This window comes from Sphingobacterium puteale (assembly GCF_050986225.1).
Lineage (GTDB): Bacteria > Bacteroidota > Bacteroidia > Sphingobacteriales > Sphingobacteriaceae > Sphingobacterium > Sphingobacterium puteale.
On record NZ_CP158959.1, the window covers coordinates 2,933,757 to 2,956,795 of the forward strand.

The 23,039-nt window shown below is 42.3% G+C and carries 16 protein-coding genes and 3 tRNA genes; 12 read left to right on the forward strand and 7 right to left on the reverse strand.

Annotated features, from left to right (window positions below; all coding sequences use genetic code 11):
- Positions 1–49: 49 nt before the first annotated feature.
- The gene (gene clpB / locus ABTV71_RS12320; RefSeq protein ID WP_121124596.1) at positions 50–2,650 is read right to left on the reverse strand and encodes an ATP-dependent chaperone ClpB; all 2,601 of its coding nucleotides are present in this window, start codon (positions 2,648–2,650) and stop codon (positions 50–52) included.
- A gap of 273 nt (positions 2,651–2,923) precedes the next feature.
- Here clpB and ABTV71_RS12325 point away from each other — a divergent pair.
- The 3 genes from ABTV71_RS12325 to ABTV71_RS12335 all read left to right on the forward strand — a co-directional run bounded on the left by ABTV71_RS12325 (position 2,924) and on the right by ABTV71_RS12335 (position 3,209).
- A tRNA-Thr gene (locus ABTV71_RS12325) sits at positions 2,924–2,996 on the forward strand.
- A gap of 33 nt (positions 2,997–3,029) precedes the next feature.
- Positions 3,030–3,102 (forward strand) — tRNA-Thr (locus tag ABTV71_RS12330).
- Between the two features lie 34 nt (positions 3,103–3,136).
- Positions 3,137–3,209: transfer RNA gene (locus ABTV71_RS12335), tRNA-Thr, on the forward strand.
- A gap of 40 nt (positions 3,210–3,249) precedes the next feature.
- Here ABTV71_RS12335 and ABTV71_RS12340 read toward each other — a convergent pair.
- The 3 genes from ABTV71_RS12340 to ABTV71_RS12350 form a co-directional block, all read right to left on the reverse strand.
- Positions 3,250–4,662, reverse strand: coding sequence for an alkaline phosphatase (locus ABTV71_RS12340; protein WP_433903364.1), 1,413 nt, complete (start codon positions 4,660–4,662; stop codon positions 3,250–3,252).
- A gap of 107 nt (positions 4,663–4,769) precedes the next feature.
- Positions 4,770–5,429 (reverse strand): NAD(P)H-binding protein, encoded by a 660-nt coding sequence (locus ABTV71_RS12345; RefSeq protein WP_433903365.1) that lies wholly within the window; start codon positions 5,427–5,429, stop codon positions 4,770–4,772.
- 100 nt (positions 5,430–5,529) lie between these two features.
- Complete coding sequence (locus tag ABTV71_RS12350; RefSeq protein ID WP_104382080.1) at positions 5,530–5,772, reverse strand: hypothetical protein; 243 nt, start codon at positions 5,770–5,772, stop codon at positions 5,530–5,532.
- A 205-nt stretch (positions 5,773–5,977) separates the two neighbouring features.
- On the opposite strand from ABTV71_RS12350, the gene ABTV71_RS12355 reads away from it, so the two are divergent.
- Complete coding sequence (locus ABTV71_RS12355) at positions 5,978–6,163, forward strand: hypothetical protein (protein ID WP_121124599.1); 186 nt, start codon at positions 5,978–5,980, stop codon at positions 6,161–6,163.
- Between the two features lie 66 nt (positions 6,164–6,229).
- Here ABTV71_RS12355 and ABTV71_RS12360 read toward each other — a convergent pair whose 3' ends face one another.
- Entirely contained in the window at positions 6,230–6,682 is a 453-nt protein-coding gene (locus ABTV71_RS12360; RefSeq protein WP_121124600.1) for an Lrp/AsnC family transcriptional regulator, read from the reverse strand.
- A gap of 122 nt (positions 6,683–6,804) precedes the next feature.
- On the opposite strand from ABTV71_RS12360, the gene rocD reads away from it, so the two are divergent.
- The 6 genes from rocD to ABTV71_RS12390 all read left to right on the forward strand — a co-directional run bounded on the left by rocD (position 6,805) and on the right by ABTV71_RS12390 (position 16,714).
- Positions 6,805–8,070 (forward strand): ornithine--oxo-acid transaminase, encoded by a 1,266-nt coding sequence (rocD, locus tag ABTV71_RS12365; RefSeq protein ID WP_433903366.1) that lies wholly within the window; start codon positions 6,805–6,807, stop codon positions 8,068–8,070.
- A complete protein-coding gene (gene rocF / locus ABTV71_RS12370; protein ID WP_121124602.1) occupies positions 8,067–9,032 on the forward strand; it encodes an arginase in 966 nt (321 codons plus the stop codon). The genes rocD and rocF overlap by 4 nt, the downstream gene beginning before the upstream one ends.
- Positions 9,033–9,617: 585 nt before the next feature.
- Positions 9,618–11,282, forward strand: coding sequence for a tetratricopeptide repeat protein (locus ABTV71_RS12375; RefSeq protein WP_121124603.1), 1,665 nt, complete (start codon positions 9,618–9,620; stop codon positions 11,280–11,282).
- Positions 11,283–11,487: 205 nt separating this feature from the next.
- Entirely contained in the window at positions 11,488–14,271 is a 2,784-nt protein-coding gene (locus tag ABTV71_RS12380) for a TonB-dependent receptor domain-containing protein (protein WP_433903367.1), read from the forward strand.
- A gap of 90 nt (positions 14,272–14,361) precedes the next feature.
- Positions 14,362–15,624, forward strand: coding sequence for a right-handed parallel beta-helix repeat-containing protein (locus ABTV71_RS12385; RefSeq protein WP_121124605.1), 1,263 nt, complete (start codon positions 14,362–14,364; stop codon positions 15,622–15,624).
- Between the two features lie 13 nt (positions 15,625–15,637).
- On the forward strand, positions 15,638–16,714 hold the full coding sequence (locus ABTV71_RS12390; RefSeq protein ID WP_121124606.1) for a phytase: 1,077 nt from the start codon (positions 15,638–15,640) through the stop codon (positions 16,712–16,714).
- Positions 16,715–16,870: 156 nt separating this feature from the next.
- Here the strand turns inward: ABTV71_RS12390 and ABTV71_RS12395 are convergent, their stop codons facing one another.
- Positions 16,871–18,922: a PAS domain-containing sensor histidine kinase gene (locus ABTV71_RS12395; protein ID WP_433903368.1), complete on the reverse strand. Its 2,052-nt coding sequence runs from the start codon at positions 18,920–18,922 to the stop codon at positions 16,871–16,873.
- 326 nt (positions 18,923–19,248) lie between these two features.
- Between ABTV71_RS12395 and ABTV71_RS12400 the strand changes: the two genes are divergently transcribed.
- A complete protein-coding gene (locus ABTV71_RS12400; RefSeq protein ID WP_433903369.1) occupies positions 19,249–19,911 on the forward strand; it encodes a response regulator in 663 nt (220 codons plus the stop codon).
- A 27-nt stretch (positions 19,912–19,938) separates the two neighbouring features.
- On the opposite strand, the gene lgt is transcribed toward ABTV71_RS12400, so the two are convergent.
- Complete coding sequence (gene lgt / locus ABTV71_RS12405) at positions 19,939–20,763, reverse strand: prolipoprotein diacylglyceryl transferase (protein ID WP_433903370.1); 825 nt, start codon at positions 20,761–20,763, stop codon at positions 19,939–19,941.
- 341 nt (positions 20,764–21,104) lie between these two features.
- Between lgt and ABTV71_RS12410 the strand changes: the two genes are divergently transcribed.
- The gene (locus ABTV71_RS12410) at positions 21,105–23,033 is read left to right on the forward strand and encodes a sensor histidine kinase (RefSeq protein ID WP_433903371.1); all 1,929 of its coding nucleotides are present in this window, start codon (positions 21,105–21,107) and stop codon (positions 23,031–23,033) included.
- The last annotated feature ends 6 nt before the right edge of the window (positions 23,034–23,039 follow it).

Genomic DNA, 23,039 nt, shown 5'->3' on the forward strand with positions numbered 1-23,039 from the left:
TAAAAGCCCCACTTTGTCAGTGAGGCTTTTACTTACGGAACAACAGGTGTTAATCTTGCTGTTTATTGATAAAAACAAATTTTCCGTCGAACACATCCAATCGTATGATGGAATCGCGGCTGACTTTGCCGGATAAGATTTCTTTGGAAAGTTCATTCAGAATACGTTTCTGAATGACGCGTTTCAACGGTCTGGCACCATAGATCGGATCGTAACCGAGTTGTGCCAACCAGTCCATCGCTTCGTCAGACGCCGTGATAAAGATATTCTGTTCGGCCAGTTGTTTTTGGACATGCGCAAATTGAAGTCTCACAATATCAGCGATTTCATCTCTGTTCAATGGAGTGAACATGATTACCTCGTCAATACGGTTCAGAAACTCCGGACGGATCGACTGTTTAAGCAGGTCAAATACCTCGGTACGTGTTTTTGCAATGATTTCCTCTTTATTGTCATCATTCAAATGACTAAAATTATCCTGGATAATGTGTGAACCCGTATTGGAGGTCATGATAATGATCGTGTTTTTAAAGTTGACCGTCCGGCCTTTGTTGTCCGTCAGATGACCATCATCCAGTACCTGCAATAAGATATTAAATACATCTGGATGTGCTTTTTCGATCTCATCCAGCAATACGACTGAGTAAGGGTGTCTCCGTACAGCCTCTGTGAGCTGACCGCCTTCATCATAACCTACATATCCCGGAGGCGCACCGATCAAACGGGATACGGCATGTCGTTCCTGATATTCGGACATGTCGATACGCACCATGGACTGTTCGTCATCGAAGAGAAATTCGGCCAGCGCCTTAGCAAGTTCGGTTTTTCCGACCCCTGTTGTACCTAGGAAAATGAAAGAACCTATCGGACGCTTCGCATCGTTCAGTCCAGCTCTTGAGCGACGTATCGCATCTGAAATGGCTTCGATGGCTTCGTTTTGCCCCGCTACCCGTTTGTGGAGCTCTTCTTCCAGATTCAGGAGTTTTTCACGTTCAGACTGAATCATTTTGCTGACTGGGATGCCTGTCCATTTGGCAACAACATCAGCAATATCTTCCGATGTCACCTCTTCCTTGAGCATGCGTTTACTTTCCTGTTTCTCAGCCAGTTCAGCTTTCAGTTTCTCTACTTTTTCCTGTGCTTCTTTGATTCGTCCGTAACGCAGTTCAGCAACTTTGCCGTAATCACCGGAACGTTCAGCCTGTTCAGCTTCAAGCTTATAGTTTTCGATGTTTTCAATTTCCTGGTTTACATTATCGACCAAGCTTTTCTCCTCTTGCCAAGAAGCCCGTAGCGTATCGCGTTCAGCAGATAGGTTGGCAATGCTTTCTGAAAGTTCCTGAACTTTCTTGTCGTCATTTTCACGTTTCAATGCTTCGCGTTCAATCTCCAGCTGCATGATACGACGTTCCAGCTCATCGACCGCTTCGGGTACAGAATCCATCTCCAGACGCAATTTAGAAGCTGCTTCGTCAATCAGATCAATTGCTTTGTCCGGTAAAAAGCGGTCTGAAATATAGCGTTGCGAAAGTTCCACTGCAGCAATAATGGATTCATCAAGGATACGCACCTTATGGTGTGTTTCATAACGCTCTTTTAATCCTCGAAGAATGGATATGGCATCCTGGGTATCCGGTTCTTCCACCATGACTTTTTGGAATCTGCGTTCCAAAGCTTTATCCTTTTCAAAGTATTTCTGATATTCATTGAGTGTAGTGGCTCCAATAGCACGTAGCTCACCTCTGGCCAAGGCCGGTTTCAAAATGTTTGCAGCATCCATTGCACCTTCACCACCACCGGCACCCACCAAGGTATGGATTTCATCTATGAATAGAATGATCTCCCCATTGGAATCGGTAACTTCCTTGACAACGGCTTTTAGACGTTCCTCAAATTCACCTTTGTATTTGGCTCCGGCCACAAGGGCGCCCATATCCAAAGAAAAGACAATTTTGGATTTGAGGTTTTCCGGTGCGTCGCCTTTGATAATCCGGTAGGCAATTCCTTCAGCGATAGCTGTTTTACCGACTCCGGGTTCGCCAACGAGTATGGGGTTGTTTTTGGTACGCCGTGAAAGAATCTGCATCACACGTCTGATTTCCTCATCCCGGCCGATGACCGGGTCAAGCTTACCGGATTCAGCATATTCGTTTAGATTACGGGCGTATTTACCCAATGCATTATAGGTAGCTTCCGCATTTTGATCGGTCACGCGGCTGTTGCCACGTAGCCCTTTAATGGCTGTCTTTAAATCTTTTTCGGTCACCCCCTGGGATTTCAATAGGGTGGATGTTTTGTCCGAGGTGGCCAATATGCCCAATAGCAAATGCTCAACAGAGACAAATTCATCGTTGAATTCTTTCAGGTATCCCTGCGCTTTTTGTAGCGCATTGTTGGCATCACTGCTCAGATAGATATTGCTTCCGCTTACCTTTGGGAAACTTTCGATTTGTTTGTCAAGCTCGGTGCCAAGGTAAGTGACATTGACGTTCAATTTCTTTAAGAGGTGGCTGACAACATTTTCGTCCACCGTCAGTAATGCTTTTAGTATATGCGCAGTCTCGATGGCCTGTTGCTGATTTCCAGCGGCAATCTCCGAAGCTTTCTGTATAGCCTCTTGGGCTTTGATTGTGTAATTGTTAAAGTTCATACTGTATCGCTTAATTAAAGTTTTGTTGCTGTGATTCATTTATAACAATTGAAATGCCATTCGGGTTTTATGGGTTGTTTCGGAAAAAATGGCATTAATATTTATTGAATCATGACAAATCTTCATGTTGTAAAAATAATGCTGTTGATTTTGAATTATTTGTCCATGTCAAGGACAAAAATTATAGCAGTGGACTTGCATTTTTGATTTAGGCTTTCGATATTTGCAGCATCTTAAAACGGACGGTCGTTTAAAGATTGAAAAGAAGTGAACGCCTCTTTAGCTCAGCTGGTAGAGCAACTGACTTGTAATCAGTAGGTCATTGGTTCGATCCCGATAAGAGGCTCTTCGAGTACTACTCATTAAACTTCTTTAAAAAGCCTCTTTAGCTCAGCTGGTAGAGCAACTGACTTGTAATCAGTAGGTCATTGGTTCGATCCCGATAAGAGGCTCTTCGAGTACTACTCATTAAACTTCATTTAAAAGGCCTCTTTAGCTCAGCTGGTAGAGCAACTGACTTGTAATCAGTAGGTCATTGGTTCGATCCCGATAAGAGGCTCAAAAAGTCCTCAGGAATTATTCCTGAGGACTTTTTGTTTTTAATCCAGACTTAACTTGGCCGCTATGGCTATTTTCTTCGGTATATCGGTATTATCCATTTTCTGATTGAACAGTTCAGCGCCCACACCAATGGCATAAACGGGAGCATAGGCTGCTGAATGATTGTTGGAAGCCCAGGCGATTGAGCTCATGCGGTTCAATATGGCGATGCTTAAAGCGGCGATTTTGTCATCACTTGCATACAGGCTTTTTGCTGTCTCATGCTGATGGTCGACGAAGCTTCGCTGAAAGGCCTCTTTCAGCATTCTGTCGTCATCTGTATTTACCTTTACCTGATTATACAGCCCTGTTTGTGCCGAAAGTAAGTTTTTCAGATCATCCCAGGAAGCATTCGCTTTACTTTTGCGCAGATTGCCGATTTCTTTTGACAGTTCGGCATGCGATAATTTTTGGTTTGCCAGCAAGTTAGTTTTTAATGTCGAGCTGCCGTTGCCGATACCCAATCCGCCTGTTTCATGGTCTGCTGTAACGACAATAAGCGTTTCATTGGGATGTTGTTTATAGAATTCAAAGACCAGTTCCGCAGCGGAATTAAAGTCCAGCACCTCCCGGACGGTCGTAGCAGCATCATTTGCATGGCAGGCCCAGTCTATTTTTCCGCCTTCGATCATTAAAAAGAACCCATTTTTGTTATTCAGTTCCAGCGATTGGATAGCTGCGGCAGTAATATCGGCAAGCTTTAGGTCAGCGGGCTTTTGATCAATGGCATATTTTAATGCATCAGTCGCCGTTCCCTCGGTGTTCATAAGGATAATTTTATCAGATTTGCGCGGGTATTGCGTATAGGCATCTTTTCCCTTTAAAACCTGATATCCTGCTTTTTCTAATAATGGAAAAAGGGAGGGTACCGTCTTTTTGTCAAAGCTTGTTTCAGGTTTTAGGAAGTTGGATCCACCGAAGAAGTCAAAATTGGAGCTGATAATTTCTTTTCCGATTTCGTAGTACATATCACGGTCAGGCTGATGGGCATAAAACGATGCTGGTGTGGCATGGTCAATGCTTACACTTGTGATAATACCGACTTTTTTTCCCTTTTCTTTGGCTGCATAAGCGATACTTTTATAGGGTACTGTTCCTGTGCTATCCATCCCGATCACACCATTCTTTGTCTTTTTACCTACAGCAAGTGCGGTGCCGCCGGCTCCGGAATCGGTAACGCCATTGGATTGTGAATGTGTCGAAGCAAAACCAACATGAGGAAACTGTGTAAATACAAGCGCTTCGGGGCTGTTTTTTTGCTGGATTTCGGCACGGTGTATTTCAGTCAGGTTGACTTGATTGAGGCCCATTCCATCTCCGATCAGGTAAAAGATATATTTCGCTTCTTGGCTGAAAGCCGGGAATACCTGAATAAATGCAAAGAGAAGGAGGAATAAAAAGTGTTTTTTCATTAGCGTAATAAATAATAATAAAATGACCGCAAATTAACAAGGTAGCATTAGCTAATTGTTAATTCATTATTATGAATGCTCTTTAAACGGCCCCTGGGGGATGGCAGTTACTGCTGATCTGCCGTTTGTGCTAATTGTTTGATGTCTTTTACGGAGATGATGTTGACGGATTTTCTACAGTTGCGAATAGCCTGCAGCATCGCCGAGGCTACGCTTGCCACAGGAAGCGCTTCGTAGGTCTTGAAAAGGCCAATACGATTAAAGGCCTTTAATGCACTTATGCCAATCTTTTCCCCTACGCGGTCTGTGTTTGGACGGATTAAACCGCCGGGTTGTACAATAATAAGCTTGCCAAAATCAAGTGCCTTAACATGTTGTTCTAAGCTCCCTTTCATCCGGTTATAGAAAATTTTAGATCCTGCGTCAGCATTGACTGCCGACAGCAATACAAAACAGGGGATTTCATTTTTCTTGGCCAGCGCCGCAAATTGCAGGTTGAGGTCATGATCCACGCTCCACTGGGCGTCTTTGCTGCCCGCGTCTTTGGCTGTGGTGCCGAGACAGGTGATAGCGACATCGCCCCGAATATGCTGTTCAAATTCCTGTAGCTTATTAAAATCCACAATAATCTGCTGTAATTTGGGCTGTTCATCAAATGTCTTGCGACGTATGAGGACGATAACTTCGGTGAATTCCGCTGACTTCAATAAATCTTGTACAAGTATTCTTCCGGTTGCGCCAGATCCGCCAATTAAGACTGCTCTCATATTGTTTGTTTTTTTTGTTCCATACCAAATGATGCACAGGTAATCCTGTTCATTATCGTGATATTGTTACTGTTACTAAGCCTAGATTTATACCGGAAACTTAATCTTTATAGTTTGGTTTCCCGGGAGTGAAGCGTACTATGGATTGATCCAGTCGTAGGGTGTCGGCCACAGTGATCAGATCTTCCTCAACAATAAAGTTTTGATCAATGGATGTTTTTATTGTTGTAAAATCTTCTTGATCGGCGTCTTGAAAATAGAGGAGGGATTGGATGGTTGATACCGCTACGAGTTCGAGTAATTCGTCTTCACCTTCATAGCCAACATAGAAAAAATCTGCCATAATTATGCAATTTGGTTTCATACGAATATACCTTATTTAATCTTAAATCAGTTATTTTACGCCGAAAAACTTAGCAAAAGAGGCGATATTTTATATAATAACCGAATTTTTATTTTCTTGTTGATCAGGTTTATTTCACTCATAAAAATGCCTTATATTTGAGGTGACCGTTTAGTTTAAATATGAACAATAAGATTATATAAAGATGGATAAAGAGCAGATACAAAATTGGTTGGATAATGGATACGATATACTGCATCATGGTAGACCGGTTAAAGTTGAGGGCAATTTGTGGGATTATATAGATGGATTAGGAAGTTATGAAAACGTGTATGTATTGCGGGAATTGATTTATTGGACAGAAGAAGAGCTGGCAAATATCGGTAAGTAACAGTAAGGTCCTGAACCCATCGTTGTTGCCATAGATTCAAGACAAGTTACGTAATCTGTTTAATTTTTAAAGAATAATATTACGTTTAAAAGCGCAACCCAATTCGATGAGCGAGTCTGTTTTTGCTATGCCGGGGATGTTGTCAATTTTTTCATACAGCAATTGGCGCATATGCTCATGGTTTTTGGCTATAATTTTAACATATAAGGTATAATTTCCCGTGATGTAATAACATTCCGTTACCTCGGGGATTTTTTTCAATTCCGCTATAATACGGCCTGAATCATGATCTTTTTCCAGGCTCAAGCCCGTAAACGCTCCCCAGTCATAACCTAATCTTTTTTCATTCAATACAGGTTTTATGCCGGTCAATATGCCTTGTTCCACTAAGCGATTGATCCGTTGATGGATCATGGTATTGGATACACCCAATGCAGTAGCAATTGCGGAATACGCCATTCGGCCATCTGCATCCAGGTGTTTTAAAATCTGAAGGTCAAATTCATCTATGCCGTTCATTGTCATGTAGGTTTAAGTTAATTTTAATATTTTAATGCTAATTTAGTGTTAAATTACATTGTTTTATATTAAAAATAGTAAAAATTGTATATTTGTTATTATTTGAAAATAAAATCCAAATTATGAGTATGGTATCTAAACAAGGAAATAGTGCGGCATTCGTGGCCAAGGAAGATAAATATGGAGCACATAACTATCATCCTTTACCGGTTGTACTGGAACGAGCAGCAGGTGTTATGGTTTGGGATGTTGACGGTAAATCTTATTTTGATTTTTTATCCGCCTATTCAGCGGTCAATCAAGGACATTGCCATCCACGGATTATTGCTGCCTTGACGGACCAAGCCCAAAAGCTAACCTTGACCTCACGTGCTTTCTATAACAATAAATTAGGCGATTTTGAAGAAATGATCTGCAAGTTGTTCGGATTCGATAAAGCTTTGGTCATGAATTCTGGTGTAGAGGCTGTTGAAACGGCGATGAAGCTCTGTCGTAAGTGGGCGTATCAAGTGAAGGGTGTTGCACAGAACCAAGCTAAAATAGTTTTTGCCAAAGATAATTTTCATGGACGTACCATTTCGGTGATATCTGCTTCAAACGATACGGCCGCGACCAGTGATTTTGGTCCATTTGTGGAAGGGATTGCATTGGTACCTTACAATGATATCGAAGCATTGGAAGTATTGTTCAAACGGGATAAAAATATTGCCGGATTTATTGTGGAACCCATTCAGGGCGAGGCGGGTATTGTGGTTCCGGATGCGGATTATCTAAAACGTGTGCGCCAGTTGTGTACGCATTATAATGTACTTTTTATTGCAGATGAAATTCAGACGGGTATCGCGCGAACCGGAAGCATGTTGGCATCTTATGCCATCGACGATGTAGACAGTGCAAGTAAGCCGGATGTATTGATCTTGGGGAAGGCCCTATCCGGAGGTGTATTGCCAGTGTCTGCGGTGTTGGCAGACGATGCGATTATGTTATGCATCAAACCCGGTGAGCATGGCTCTACCTATGGGGGTAATCCTTTGGCTTGCGCAGTGGCTATGGAGGCATTGCAGGTTGTGCTGGATGAAGACCTGATTAGGAATGCACGGCAGATGGGCGATCTATTTCTGGAAGGATTACGGAAGATTGCCGCTAAATTGGATATCATTACCGAGGTTAGGGGTAAAGGACTATTGACCGCCATTGTGATCAATGCCAGTGAAGAAAGTGATCTGGCCTGGAATATTTGTCTGGAGTTTAAGGAGAATGGTCTTCTGGCAAAACCTACCCACGGTAACAAAATTCGTTTGGCTCCGCCTCTGGTCATAACCGAAAGCCAGATCAATAGCTGTCTGGAGATAATCGAGCGATCGTTGACTAATGTGACCACACGATGAAGAAAATGATTGAATTGATCAAAAACAGGTCTGATATCGGTGCGGGTACCAGAGGTTCTGATTTAGGGATTGATGCCATTGAGATTGCGGCAATCAACAAAGGAAGTCAGTACTTTATCAATTATCCTTTTGTGGATGTGCCTACACGGAATAGCTCCATTTATCAAAATGATAACCATCCTTTCGGTAAGCATATTCAGCAGATTTACGAACAATGTAAGCAAGTGGCCTCAACCGTTGAGGATAGTCTTTCAGCGGGTAATTTTCCGCTGGTATTTTCGGGTGATCATTCTTCGGCAATGGGCACAATCAGCGGAATCAAATCGGCCTATCCGGATAAGAAATTGGGGGTGATTTGGGTTGATGCCCACGCGGATATTCATTCACCTTATACAACGCCTTCAGGCAATATGCATGGGATGCCTTTGGCCGCCATGTTGAATGAAGATAATCTGTCTTGTAAAATTAATGAAATTGATCAATCAACGCAGGAATTCTGGAATAAGCTGAAACGTATTGCTGGTCCGGCCGAGAAGATACAGCCTGCGAATTTAATCTATTTTGGCGTTCGGGATACGGAAGAGCCCGAGGATCTGCTGATTGAGCGTTTGGGCATAAAAAATTATCGGGTCGAAGAAATTCGCCAACGGGGCATTGGGGACTGTGTAGCCGAAGCATTGCTCGGTTTGCAGGATTGTGATATGATTTATATTTCCTTCGATGTGGATAGCATGGATAGTGAATTGATTTCAGACGGCACCGGAACGCCCGTTCCCAAAGGCTTTATGCCAAAGGAGATTGTTCTGATATTGGAAGAAATCATCCGTTCGAAAAAAGTGACCTGTTTGGAGATCGTCGAAGTAAATCCGCTGTTGGACAATAAAGGAAATAAGATGGCCGAAGTCGCTTTTGATATTTTAGAACGGATAACACCTTTGATTGAGCTTAAATCCGGAAATTGATCCATAGCGCGACTTTGTTGCGATCGATCGCTTAAGCTAGCTGCTAGGTTAGCTGTATTTTAACTGCAATTAAGCAAGAGGTTCTGTTGCGCCAGCTTTAATGTGTAATAAATCAATAGGTGCCAAGAGGTGTTCGATGCTAAGATCGGACACCCCTTATTTTTTCTGTTTTCACGGTGGCCTCCTGATTGGAGCCAGGGCAAAGTTCCATCTCAACCAGTTCGTCCCTACTTTTATTAGACCCTTTTTCGTTTATGGTAGAGTCTTCGTTGCTAGCAAGGTATGTCCAACATGAACCATTGAAGGCTGTTTCTTTGCTTATTCTTTGGTATTATACCAAAGAATAAGCAAAGAAACAGCAAACCAAGTCCCTAGAAGGCCCGAAGGAGGTACGAAGAAAAGGCCTAAAAACGGTAAAGAATAGGTAAAGAAACGGTAAAGAATAGGCAAAGAAACAACAAAGAATAGGTAAAGAATAAGCAGAAGAATACCAAAGAAAAAGTATGCTTTGTCTTATCCTGAGGTCGCGATGTAGCTTGTCCTTTGCGCCATATTAAGTTTAATCGGATTTAATATTTTCTTAACATGTTTCCACTTAAATTTGCTGGGCAATTATTTACTGCAAAAATGAGGATCTCTAATAACATTATATTTTCTGTTGTCTTTCTGGGGCAACTGCTTTTGTCCCAATTGGCTACGGCGCAAGTAGATTCATTTAAGGAAATCCGGATATTGAGTCAAAATTATCCAGATTCAGCGATAACGTTAGTGAAAAAACAATATGCAAAAGCCGTTAATGACCGTGATTTAATGCTTCAGGGAAATTGTTTACAGGCGATCGGCTGGTTGTGTGTCAATCAGGGGCATTACGCTCAGGCACAGGATTATTATTTCCAGGCGGACCGTATCTACACGCAGATCAATGCAAAACAATCATTGGCATCCAACTGGACAGATATTGGCGAACTCAATATTTTCAATAAACAGCATCATGTCGCGAAAGAATATTTTAACAAAGCCTTGCACGCATTCAAAGGTGAAAATGACCGAAATGGTGAAGCTTCAGTCTTAGGGAATATCGGGCATCTTTTTGAAAAGGAGGGCCATTACGATTCGGCTTTTGTCTATCAAAAGCAGGCTTTGGCGATCTATCGTGAACAGACGAACCGCAACGGTGAGGCCACGATTCATGAAAATCTGGGCAGCATCTATGAGGATCTGGGTAAATATGACAGTGCCTATGCGCATTTTGAAAAAGCGAGAAATTTGTATCAGCAAACCAAGGACAATTATGGCAAGATTGTGGTCATCAATAACATGGGGGATATCTTTCGAAAAACTAATAAATATCCTGAAAGTATTCAATTGACCCAACTTGCTTTTCGTTTAGCTGAAAACCTTGGCGACGTCTATCAGATGGCCTCAACGACAAAAGACCTCAGTAAAACATACGCTTTAAGTGGGCAGATGGATAGTGCTTATTTCTACGCAGAACGGAGCCGAAAACTGGTGCTGGAACTTTACAGTGTGGACGGGGCCCGTCATACGGCTTTTTTTCAGGCCCTGTATGATATGAACCAAAAGGCGGAGGAAATAGAGGAATTGCAGACCAACAAACGGATGAATTCCATCTTGCTATTGGGTACGATACTCGTATTGATCCTATTAAGCATACTTTCCTACGTACTCTATAGCCGGCAAAAAATAAAGATCAAAACTCAGATTGCCGAATCACGAAAGCAGGAAGCGGAGCGCGAATTAGCTGAAATAGCGCTCAAAAACCAACTGTTGGAAGATAAGCAACTTAAACAGGAGCTGACCCTGAAAGAAAAAGAACTGACATCACATACACTTAACCTCATCCGTAGCAATCAATTTCTGGAGGAGCTGCGGGACGAGTTAAAAGCACTGGTCAAAGATGATCGAAGAGATCAGAAAAAACCTATGCAACGTATGGTTCAACAAATCAGTGAGCACATTACGCAGGGCATTCATTGGAAAGAATTTATGGGCACATTTGAGCGTGTGCATCATAGTTTCTTTGAAAAATTGATCAAGCTGTTTCCCGATCTGACGGCCGCCGATATGCGCCTGATCGCATTGCTGAAAATCAATCTTAACAATACCGATATCGCAATCCTTCTGGGGATCTCCCAGGATAGCCTTCGGGTGGCCAGACACCGCTTAAGGAAAAAACTAAAATTAGAACAGAGCGAGGATCTCGCTGGGTATCTGTTCCGTATTTCATAATTTCTTAACATAAGGGTAACTGAACTTTAATGGCGTTTATTTTTTTAGTAAGTGTCTTTATTCCAGCTGTTTGTTGTCTGTTGTTTCCCTCTCGTCTAGCCTAGGTTTTGGCGTGTTTCTTTCTTGTAACGCCAAAGATTTTGTGAATCTGTTGCAGGCTTTCATATTTGTGGCAACAATCAAAGATTCATAATAATCTATTAAAATGAAAAATGTTTTAACGGTATTGCTTGCCTCCAGTATTTCGATCAGCGCCGCTTATGCGACCAAGATCAAGGGGAAAGTTCTGGATGGACAAACAGGAGAAGCCATTGTCGGTGCTACGGTGTTCCTCGAACAAAGTGGTCTGTCAACCAAGACACAACTGGATGGTTCATTTGAATTCAAAGGACTATCTGCAGGTATTGATAAAGTACATATCAGACATATGGCTTATGCCGAACTGGTCCAAGAAATTGAGATAAAAAAAGAAAATACCCCTTACTTCACGTTTCAGCTTACCTCGAGTGAGCAGACCTTAATGGAGGTGACGATCAAGGGACAGCGCAACGGTGGTGATGACGACCCAAGCGCCCGCCGACTGGAAAAAAATGCTTCACAGATCATGAATGTGGTATCGGCCAGAGCAATTGAGATCTCACCGGATATTACGGTGGCAAACGTTGTGCAACGTGTTTCGGGCGTCTCAATCGAACGCAATTCAAATGGCGAGGGACAGTATGCGATTCTAAGGGGAATGGACAAACGCTATAACACGACCTTGGTTAATGGCGTGAAAGTACCCAGTCCGGACAATAAATACCGCTACGTACCTTTGGATCTATTTCCTTCCGATATGTTGGAACGGTTGGAAGTCTACAAATCGCTGACACCAAATATGGAGGCAGATGCCATCGGTGGTGTCGTGAATATGGTGATGAAATCCGCACCACGTAAACTGTTTTTTCAGGCCAATCTGGCCTCAGGTTACAGTCAGCGGTATTTTAATCGCGATTTTGGCAGCTTCTCCAGTAGTGCTGTGCCGTCAAAGTCGCCCTATGAACTGCATGGAAAAAATTACAATGCCACCGCCGCTGATTTTGATAAGGGCACATTGGACTATAGGTATAAGAGACCGACACCAGATCTTATTGGTAATTTGACAGTTGGAAACCGTTACCTAAATGATAAGTTGGGGGTAATATTGGGACTGAGCTATCAAAATCTTTACCGTGGCAGTCATTCTATTTTTTACAAATCTTCGGTCAATAACACCAATCCGAATGCGATCATCACCGAAAAGAGTGATCGGCAATATGATGAGCAGCAGCAGCGTCTGGGTGTACACAACAAGATAGACTACCGATTCAATGCCAATCATCGGCTGAGTTTTTACCAGATGTATGTGAACCTGAATAATCTGCAATTGCGGGATGCGGTCAATACAATTTATAATGGACAGTATGATCCAAGTATCGGCAAGTCTGAACTGACTTATGTGACCCGGACCAGAAAGACCGAGCAGCAGATCTACAATGGTAACCTACAGGGAGATCATCATTTTTTGGATAACCGCCTGAATTTCCGCTGGTCCGGCGTGCTGTCATCTGCTCGTAATGAACTGCCGCAGAATACGACAATTAGTTTGGATGGTATCGAAGAGAATTTTCAACGCAGACGGACTTCGTTGGTCAATAGGTCTCCGGTGACCTATCGCTGGGAGCGGAATACGGACGATGACCGTGCCGGATATTGGGATCTTGCGTATAAGGTGCCGTTGGCTGCAAACAAACTGGAACTGTCGACCGGTGGCTTATATCGTGACAAACAACGGAGCAGTTTCTATAACAATTACAATCTGTCTCCAATTGCCGGTGAAGCGAAGTACCAGTATGGGGTGGATTTTCAGGACTATACGGATTTGAATCTCACGGTTAGCAATCCGACGGGTGCCGTGCGTAATCCGTTGACCTACGATGCCAGCGAGAAAACCACCGCTGCTTACGGGATGTTCAACTACGAGAATGACAAAATTCAAATGATCGGTGGTATACGGATGGAGCACACTAATCAGGGTTATAAATTGTTGTTTCCGGATGGTGAAGAAAGGCCGGAGGGTTCCCGGGCCTATACCGAATGGTTGCCTAGTTTGACCATGAAATATCACCTGGATAGTAAGCAACAGCTTCATGGGGCATATTATCGTGCTTTAAACCGTCCGGGGTTCTATGAGGTGGTGCCGTCGCGGGTATTAAATGAAGAATTCTGGGAACGCGGAAATGCAGATTTGAAACATGCACTAGCGGATAATTTTGACTTACGTTATGAGTTATTTCCGGAGCCTTCATCGCAATTTCTTGCCGGACTATTCTATAAGAGGATTAAAAATCCGATCGAATATACCTTTCAGCCCGATGAAATTCGGGGGCAGGATGTGTACTATATGCCGGGTAATTTTGGAACGGCTAACAATTTTGGTGTAGAGCTGGACTTTATTAAATATATCCAAAAATTCGGTGTTAAAGCCAATTATACGTATACCCATTCACGGATCACCACACCGAAAAAATCACGGGTAATTAACGAGGTCACAGAGGATCTGGATCCGATCTTGGTAAATCAGACACGGCCTCTTCATGGGCAGGCAGCTCATATTGCCAATCTATCTTTGCTTTATAAGGATGCAAACAAGGGTTGGGAAGGGCAGTTGGCCGGATCTTATACTGGCTCACGGATCAATTCGGTATCGGAATTTTTAAACGCCGATTTATGGCAGAAAGAATTTATCCAGCTGGATGCTTCAGTGGAAAAGAAATTCAAAGCGGGCTGGGCAGTTTTTGCCAAAGCGAATAATTTGTTAAACACGCCCATGGAACTTTATGTAAAGGGGACAAATCCCGAAAATGATAAGATCGCCGAGAAAATAGTGGAAGGTGGCAACACGCTTATCCGGAAGGATTTATACGGTCAGAACTATATTCTTGGTTTACGTTATTCTTTTAAGAAATAAGCGCCTGTGCGAACTTTTTACGAGAAATAATCCCATTGATTTTAAACAAATAACGTCCCATCTGAATGATGGCGGAGAAAATATTTAGCGATGAAAAATAATTTTATAATACTGCTCATGTCCCTTACGATGGTATGGTTGACATCTTGTGAGAAAGCAAATAGCGATGTGGATACCTCCGATGCCAATGGTAGTGCGATCGGTGAGGTAGCAGGCATATGGAGCAAAGGCACCGTGCAGCGTATCACGGGGGATATCATTATTCCCGAAGGAAAGTCGCTGACCATTGAAGAAGGTGTAACGGTGCTGATGGATCCGACGAATAAGCCTGAGATAGTTGTACTGGGCAACCTGTATGTGCTGGGTACAGCTGAGAGCCCCGTGAAATTTACGGTGGAGGATTCTTATAAAACCAAAGAAAATGAATTTGGAAAACTTTGGGGCGGTATTTTGGCGGCGCCAAGCTGTAAAGAACTGATTTTGGATAATACGTATTTAGAATATGGTGGTGCGGTTACGTCGGATGCATCGACTTCGGTGAAGATGAGGCTGTACAAACAGAAAGCAGGGGAAGCGCTGCCTGCTTTGTGGTTTTCCAATGTGGAAGGAAAATTGATTGTTCAAAATAGTACGATCAGTCATTTTTATGAAGACTGTACTTATATTGAAGGGGGCAAGATTATCTTCGCCAATAACCGGTTCTTTTCGAATGGGGTAACTGGGGGCGAGGCGATGAACTTTAAATCGGGTTCTCTTGCAGACGTGGCTTTCAATTTGATCTACAGTGTTAATACCAATGCGCTGAAGCTGTCCAATTCCGGGGACCGCACGCCTCAAGCGCATATCTTCGTTTATAACAACACCATGCTTAATACCGGTTGGCGTAGACCAACAGCCAAAGGAGGATCCGTCTGGCTAGAAGCTTCGGTAAAAGCAGAGATCCATAACAACATTTTTGCCAATACGCGCTTTGGCGTTAAACGTGATGCCAAAAATCCGGAAGATAGTCGTTCGGTTTTGAGCAACAATTGGTATTATGGCTATGATCAATTGACGGTGGACCAATTTCAGGTCGGAAAGAATGATATCGTAGGCGGCACCAATGATGTCAGAGGTAAAGCCGCTGGCGAGAACAATCCTAAATTTACAGCCTACCCCTTAGAGACTTCGGTCAATAATTATGTATTTGATGCAGCCTGGGATTTCCATCTACAAGGCAATTCACCGGCATTAAAAGCAGGTACATCTGCTTTTAAGCCTCATTTTAGCGATGGCTTGGTGCTATCCAATGGTTTATCGTATAGCTCGCCAAAGCCCGCGACTTATGTCGGTGCTTTTGGTACTAAATTTTAATTAACGCAATAGCATGACAACTTTAAAAACAACACTATTTTTTTGTCTGGCAGCCTCAATATTCCTGCAGGTCGCCTGTAATAACCCACAGTCCAGTACTTTCGCAACGGATACGATCAAACCGGCCATAGTTACTGAAGCAGTACGATATGATTCCGATGATCCTGCGGTCTGGATCAATAAGACCGATCCCGGCAAAAGTCTGGTCGTTGCTACGGACAAAGATGCGGATGGTGCCTTGTTTGTGTACGATTTACAGGGTAAAATTGTCAAGGATAAGGTAGTTTCTAATCTGAAACGTCCTAATAATGTGGATATCGCTTATGGTTTGATGTTGGATGGAAAACCGGTAGATATTGCTGTTACGACCGAACGTATGACCCATAAGTTACGGATATTCTCGTTGCCGGATATGAAACCAATCGACGGGGGAGGATTGGATATGTTTGTAGGTGAGACCGAACCGGAATTCAGGGATCTGATGGGTATTGCACTTTACACATCGCCGAAAGGTGAAATCTATGCGATTGTGGGTCGGAAAAACGGACCTAAAGAAGGGTATTTAGGCCAGTATTTATTGGAAGATAATGGTACAGGCGCCGTGAAAGCGACCTTAGTCCGTAAGTTTGGCTCATTTAGTGGGAAAAAAGAAATTGAAGCCATCGCTGTGGACAATGAACTAGGCTATATCTACTATTCGGACGAGCAGGTGGGGGTGAAGCAATATTATGCTGATCCTGCGAAGGGAAATCAGCAGTTGGCTCTTTTTGCAACCGAAAGTTTTAAAGAAGATCATGAAGGTATTTCCATTTATAAACTGACAGATAGTACCGGCTATATATTGGTCTCTGATCAAGGAGCAAACCGCTTTCAGATTTTTAGCCGTGAGGGAACAAAGGCGAACCCATTTGAACATATCCATTTGAAGACAGTGCCTGTTATGGCGACGCAAAGTGATGGGTCGGAGGTTGTGTCTTCCCGTCTGAATAATACCTTTCAACACGGTTTATTTGTGACCATGAGCGATGATAAAACGTTCCATTATTACCGTTGGGAGGATATTGCAGGAAAGGACCTGAAAATGAAATAATCTTTCGGAAAATTGACAATCCATAAATGGCAACAGCTGTAAAATGAATGTACAGCTGTTGTCTTTGTTTTATATGCTGACCGAAAGAACCAGGTTAGTCGCAGCGTACTGTTTTCCCTCCGGGGCAAGCTTTCATCAATCCTGCTTAGCCGCACTTTATATGCTTGTTACAGGGGCTGCCTGGGAATGGATAGGAATTTTAAACCAGAAAGTTGATCCTTCAGCCAGTTTGCTGTCCACACCAATTTTGCCTTGATGTTTTTGGATGATTTCCCGACAGATAAAGAGTCCGATACCGAATCCGGAAGCGTAGCTATCCGTTGAATCATTCACCCGATAAAACTTATTGAAAATTTGTTTTTGGTGCTTGTCACCGATACCCCGACCCTGATCGCTGACCTTAACACTGAAATACGCGTGATCCACAGCAATATCCATTATAATCGTAGAATTGGTTGGAGAGTATTTAATGGCATTGTCCATAAAATTGATGATAACCTGTTCGATCTTATCCCTATCAGCCACGATTTCCACGCTTGAATCGGTCGCTCCGGTATAACGAATAAAATGCTTGACAGATTTTAGCGAATAGATGCTTTGAATGTAATTTATCAACGTACAGATCTGAAATGTATTTTTGTGAAGCAATAACTTGCCCTCATTAAGCTGAGATACATTCAGAAAACCATCAATGAGCCCGCGCATACGTATGGCTTGCTCGTTTGACCGGTGAAGATATTGTAGGCGCTTTTCTGAACTAAGCGTCTGCTCCTTCGCAAGCAGTAATTGGATATATGCAATCAAAGAGGTCAGCGGTGTTTTGAGCTCATGGCTTGCGATACTGATGAAATCCAGCTTTTTTCGTTCCTCTTCTTTGTCGTTTGTTGTATCGAATATAGCACCATAGACAATCAGCCGGTTCGAATCTGCTGCTAATTGCCCACCGCCAACAGAGCGGAGCCATTTTACTTTCCCTGTTTTTTTATCTTCTATTTCACATTGACAGTCAAAAGGCAATTGTTTGGAAACTACCTCCTGAAAGATATGGCTTATTTTATCCCGATACTGTGGCAAGATCTGTGCGAAAAAATCGACTTCCTGTATTTCCTGCTGACCGTCAAAGCCGAAGAGTTCACGACATTGATCATTAAGTTCCATTTTCCGCGATTCTAGATCGATGGAGAAGATACCAATCCCAGCAGCTTCGACGATCATTCTAAACTCCTGGTCTTTTTGTGTAATTAGGGTATTAATGGCCTCTAATTTTTCGCGCTCTGCATGCTGCTGTGTAATATCCAGGGTCGTTCCGGCAAACCATTCCGGTTGCTGGTTGGAATCAAAATACATTTTTCCTTTGCAGTGGAGCCAGCGCAATTTTTGATCTTCGGCCCCAATGGTACGGAACTGCACATCGTATACCCCTTTATTCTGGTCATTTAATGATTTTTTGACTTCTTGATCTATCTTGGTCCTGTCATCGGGATGTATATAGCGTAATACCTCCGTGTAAGGAGCGGTTTCACCATGGACAAAACCAAATAGTTCACGTGTACGCTCATCCCAATGCACGATGTAACTCTTGCAATTTAAGTTCCAGGTGCCCATTTCGGCAGATTGCAAGGCGAAATGATAATGTTCTTCGCTTTCGATGATCTTTTTCAGGGCGTCTCTCAGCTTTAGATTTAAATTTTTAGCGTCCCTGTCCTGTAATGGGTATTTGCTTAAGCTTGTTATGGCTTGGACATTGCCGCCAAGGCTATATTTTGGTGTCAATAAGTCTTCCAGGAGCTGCTGTTCAATATTATTTTTCTCCGCTACCTGCGGCGCCGCCGGAATAGGATCGGGTAGGAGTGCTATTGCGTGATATAGTCCATAGATTTCTCCGTCGGCAGAGATCAATGGCTGATAATTCATCCTACAATTGTATATGCCGGGCTCTCCTGCGAGGTTAAGTTTGAAGGTCGCGTGTTCTTCAACCGGACTTTTGGGCTTAGACCATACCTGTTTTAATTTGGAGACACATTCAAGTAATTCCTGCTGTTGAAGGGAGTCTTCCAGGCGTTGTCCAACGGCACTTTCATCGCAATTCCACAGCTGTAACATCTTCGCACTAGCATAGGATATATGGAGATCCGGGCTGTCGTAGATTGCACAGGCTCCCAATGAAGAATGGAGTACAGATAAAATATCTTTGTCGGAACGGATCATAAAGTGTCAAAAAAATTAAATGCCGTTTAGTTTAAAACAAATATTGTTCCCTTTCCGTGTTCTTTCTATACTTTCTTTGAATTTTAAGTCAAATGTAGTATTTTTTTTAGATCAGAGATCCAATAGAATATGTGGATGAAGTCGTTTGAATGGATGGAATTTTGTATCTTTATTCGGTTTGTACCGGTTTGGAAAGAACAAGGAGGGGGAGCCGGGGGTACAAGTTGTTTTCTGATCTTTCCAAGGTAAAAAATGCAGCTGAACTCCATGGTGGCATACTGTTCGGATAAAAAAGAAATGATATTTTTATTAAATACTGTAAATGAATGAGTAAGGTTAAGATACTGTTGGTTGAAGATCACATGGTCGTACGTAATGGTATTAAATTGTTATTGGAGTCTCAAGAGGGGTTTGTTGTCGTGGGTGAGGCATCGAATGGTGATGAAGCACTGCAACTTCTTACTGCGGAGTTGCTGCCGGATATTATCTTAACGGATATCAGCATGGATCATATGGACGGTATGGAACTGCTGCGGATCATCAAGTCAACATATCCGTCCATTAAGGTGGTCATTCTCTCGATGTTAAACCAGATTCATTATGTTATCGAAGGTTTTGGACTTGGCCTTTCGGGGTATCTGCTTAAAAATGTGGATTATAACGAGCTTCTTTTTGGCCTGAATCATGTGGCCAATGGGGGGAGATATGTCAGTGAAGAAATCAGTATGGCACTGCTGGATCAGGTAACTTCCGGTGAGAATTATATGGATTTATCAAACCGTTCGTTATCGGACTTTGATATCAGTGAGCGTGAACTGGAGGTGCTGAAATTAATTGCTGACGGTTTCACAAATGTTGAGATTGCCGACAAAATCTTTTTGAGCAAACGCACAATAGAAGGACACCGGCAGAGTTTGATTGAAAAAATGAACGTAAAAAATACCGCGGAACTGGTTAAAGTCGCATTCCAGTCCGGCATCTTAAAATAACGCCGTTCATGCCTGCTTGTCTCCGGGCTAATTTTTGTTTTGTGACAGCTGCGGTGATTTTCGCTTACTGTTGATGACAAATAGGGCCAATCCGATCAGAACAAATGGTATGCTAAGGAGCTGTCCCATATTTATGAACAATGAACTCTCAAAATCTTCCTGATTGATTTTTAGGAATTCATCCATAAACCGAAAAGAAAATAATAGGATCAGCAAGAGTGCAAAGCAGTTTCCGATGTTGTTTAGGATTGGTTTTGTCTGGAGGTAGTTTAACAATAGGAATAACAATAGACAAAATAAGGCTTCGTAGAGCTGTGCGGGATGCCTTGGGATTGGGTCAATAGCCGTGAAGACAAAAGCCCAGGGGAGCTTTGTCGGAGTACCGATGATTTCAGAATTCATCAGATTCCCCAGACGGATACAGGCGCCAGTAATAGGAACAACCAGTGCAATTCGGTCGGCTACCCATAGGAAAGAAAGTTTCTTCTTCTTGGCGAAAAAGAAAATAGCGACCAAAATACCAATTCCACCGCCGTGACTGGCCAGACCACCTTCCCATATGGCAAAGATCTTTAAGGGGTTGCTGAAATAATACGAGGGGTCATAAAATAAGACATGACCCAGGCGTGCCCCTATCACTGTTCCCAAGACAATATATATACTCAACTGATCCAGAAACTCAACCGGCCGGCCTTCTTTTTTTAATAGATTCCATAATACCCTGTAAGATAAAACTATTCCCAGTAGCCAGAATAATCCGTACCAACGTACAGGGTGATTGATGATCGGTATGGTGAAGATATCACTGCTGACATCCCACGTGATGAAATTTAATACGGTACTGCTTGTCATCAGGGCTATATGTTTTGAGTTTAGATGATGAGTATGCGCTGACGTCTTTTTGTTACAGAAAATTATTGAAATAAATTCCGCAACTAGGCTATTTATCCAGAAAGCAGGCTATTCATGACGAATATTGATGCGGAGGATACGCTTATTAATTCGCCTGATTTACTATCTTTCGATCCAGTATGTTTGTTTGTATATAGGAGTTATACTTAAATATCAGGAAAGTTAAATATTTTTGAATTCAGATCTATTGTTTTGTTGGGAATATTCCGATATTCGGTTACTTGTTGGCGGAGCAATGCGAGCCTTTCGAAAAGAACAAAAGTAAATTAATAAAGATGTTGATGAAGAACTACGGAACTGGAGCGTTTTACTGTCTTATGGCACTTTTACTGCTCGTCCAGCTCTTTTCTTGTCATCAGAATAAAAGCCGTGATCCGAATAAGAATACCGTAATACCCAACGATTCACTTGAATTGAGTTATGAAAATGTGCTGTTGGCCTATCTTTCGACACAAGATTTCAAAAGTGCCGCTGTCGTAAAAAAGAAGAGAAATGAACTGCTTAAAGATGGCTATTTTGAGCATTCTCCTTACTATTCTATTCTATTGGCCTACGAATATTTATTGGATGACAATATAGATTCTGTTGAAATTGCCTTAAAAAATCTGGAGGGACAAAAGTTGTCTCCGGATTTAGCGGTTTTAAAAGACTATCTGGGGATTCGTGCCAATTTCAGTTTTCATGATGTGACGAGTGGAACGATGGTGGCACAGATTATTGATGCAAAGGAGTATGCCCTGGCACATGAAAGTGTATTTACTTTTCTGTTCTATAATCTATTGGCCAATGCTGAATATCGTCAGGCAAACTACCGGCAGGCACTGAAAGATGTCGAATCCTGGTATCATTATCATCCCAATAAGACGGATCCGCATGTCTCTGAGGCCTATCAGGAGATGAAATTTATGCAATATATGGCCTTGCATGATTTTGAGAAACTAAAAGGTACTTTGGACAGTTGCCGGCATTATGCCAATGCAACAAAGGACTCGGCCATTATCATGCGCATGTACGATTTACAGGCACAGTATTATTTTAGTATCAATAACAATCCGAAAGCGGTAGAAGCATCCCGAACATATTTCAGCTATCTACAAGCCTCCAATACACTTAATCCTTATGTATATGCGAATCTGGGCAAGAACTTCCTGAACAATAATCAGGTGGATTCGGCCATATTTTATTTTAATGCCGGTCTCCGATTTATCAAAAAGCATAAGATAAAGCATAATAAGATGTTTTATTATAAAAATCTGCAATTAGCTTATGCATTAAAGGGAGATTATGAACGGGCATATTTTGCACTGGATTCAACATTTCAAGATTATAAACAGAGTACGCAGCGGATTGAAGCCGAGAAAATCAACGATATCAATACAAAATATCAGACGGAGAAAAAAGATCAGGCGATTACGTTGCTACGAACCACTAATGCCTTCAACCATAAGATCCTGATGCAGCAACGCTGGATATTTGTGATTCTATTGGCCCTGGTATTCACTATTGCATTTTTTATCTATTTCAGAAACAAACAGAGATTACTACAAAATATCAACCAGCGTATTCTTGCGGAGAATAGACAGCTTATTCTGGAACAAAAAACCAGACAGAACCAACTTAATCCACATTTTATATACAATGCCATTGCCAATCTACAGGGTTTGATCAGCAGCGATCAGAAAGCTAAGGCCAATCAATATCTGCTCTTATTGTCCCGTCAGATTCGCGATATCCTTGAATTAAACAGAGAAGAATACATTTCGTTGGGCCAGGAAATTAAATCATTAAATAATTACATACTTTTACAGCAGATGCGCTATCAGGATGTATTTGACTTTCAAATCAATACAGGTGATCTGGATCTGGATGATGTCATGATTCCACCAATGATCATACAGCCATTTGTGGAAAACGCCATTGAACATGCGTTTAAGAACTTGCCCTATATGGGGCAATTGACAATTGATTTTCATGCAGATGAAAATCAATTGCATGTCAGCATCTGTGACAATGGCTGGGGAATGCAGGTCCATAAAGAACAGGTTCCGCACAAGACATCCTTGTCGCAAATCATTACAAAAGAGCGACTGGAGCTGTTGTTTGCAGATGCAGATCCGAAAGCGCGGATTGAAATAACGCCAAATTATACCGATGATCAGCGTGGTTATAAAGTCGAAATTTATATTCCACTTGTTTTGTATTTTAACTAAAAAAAA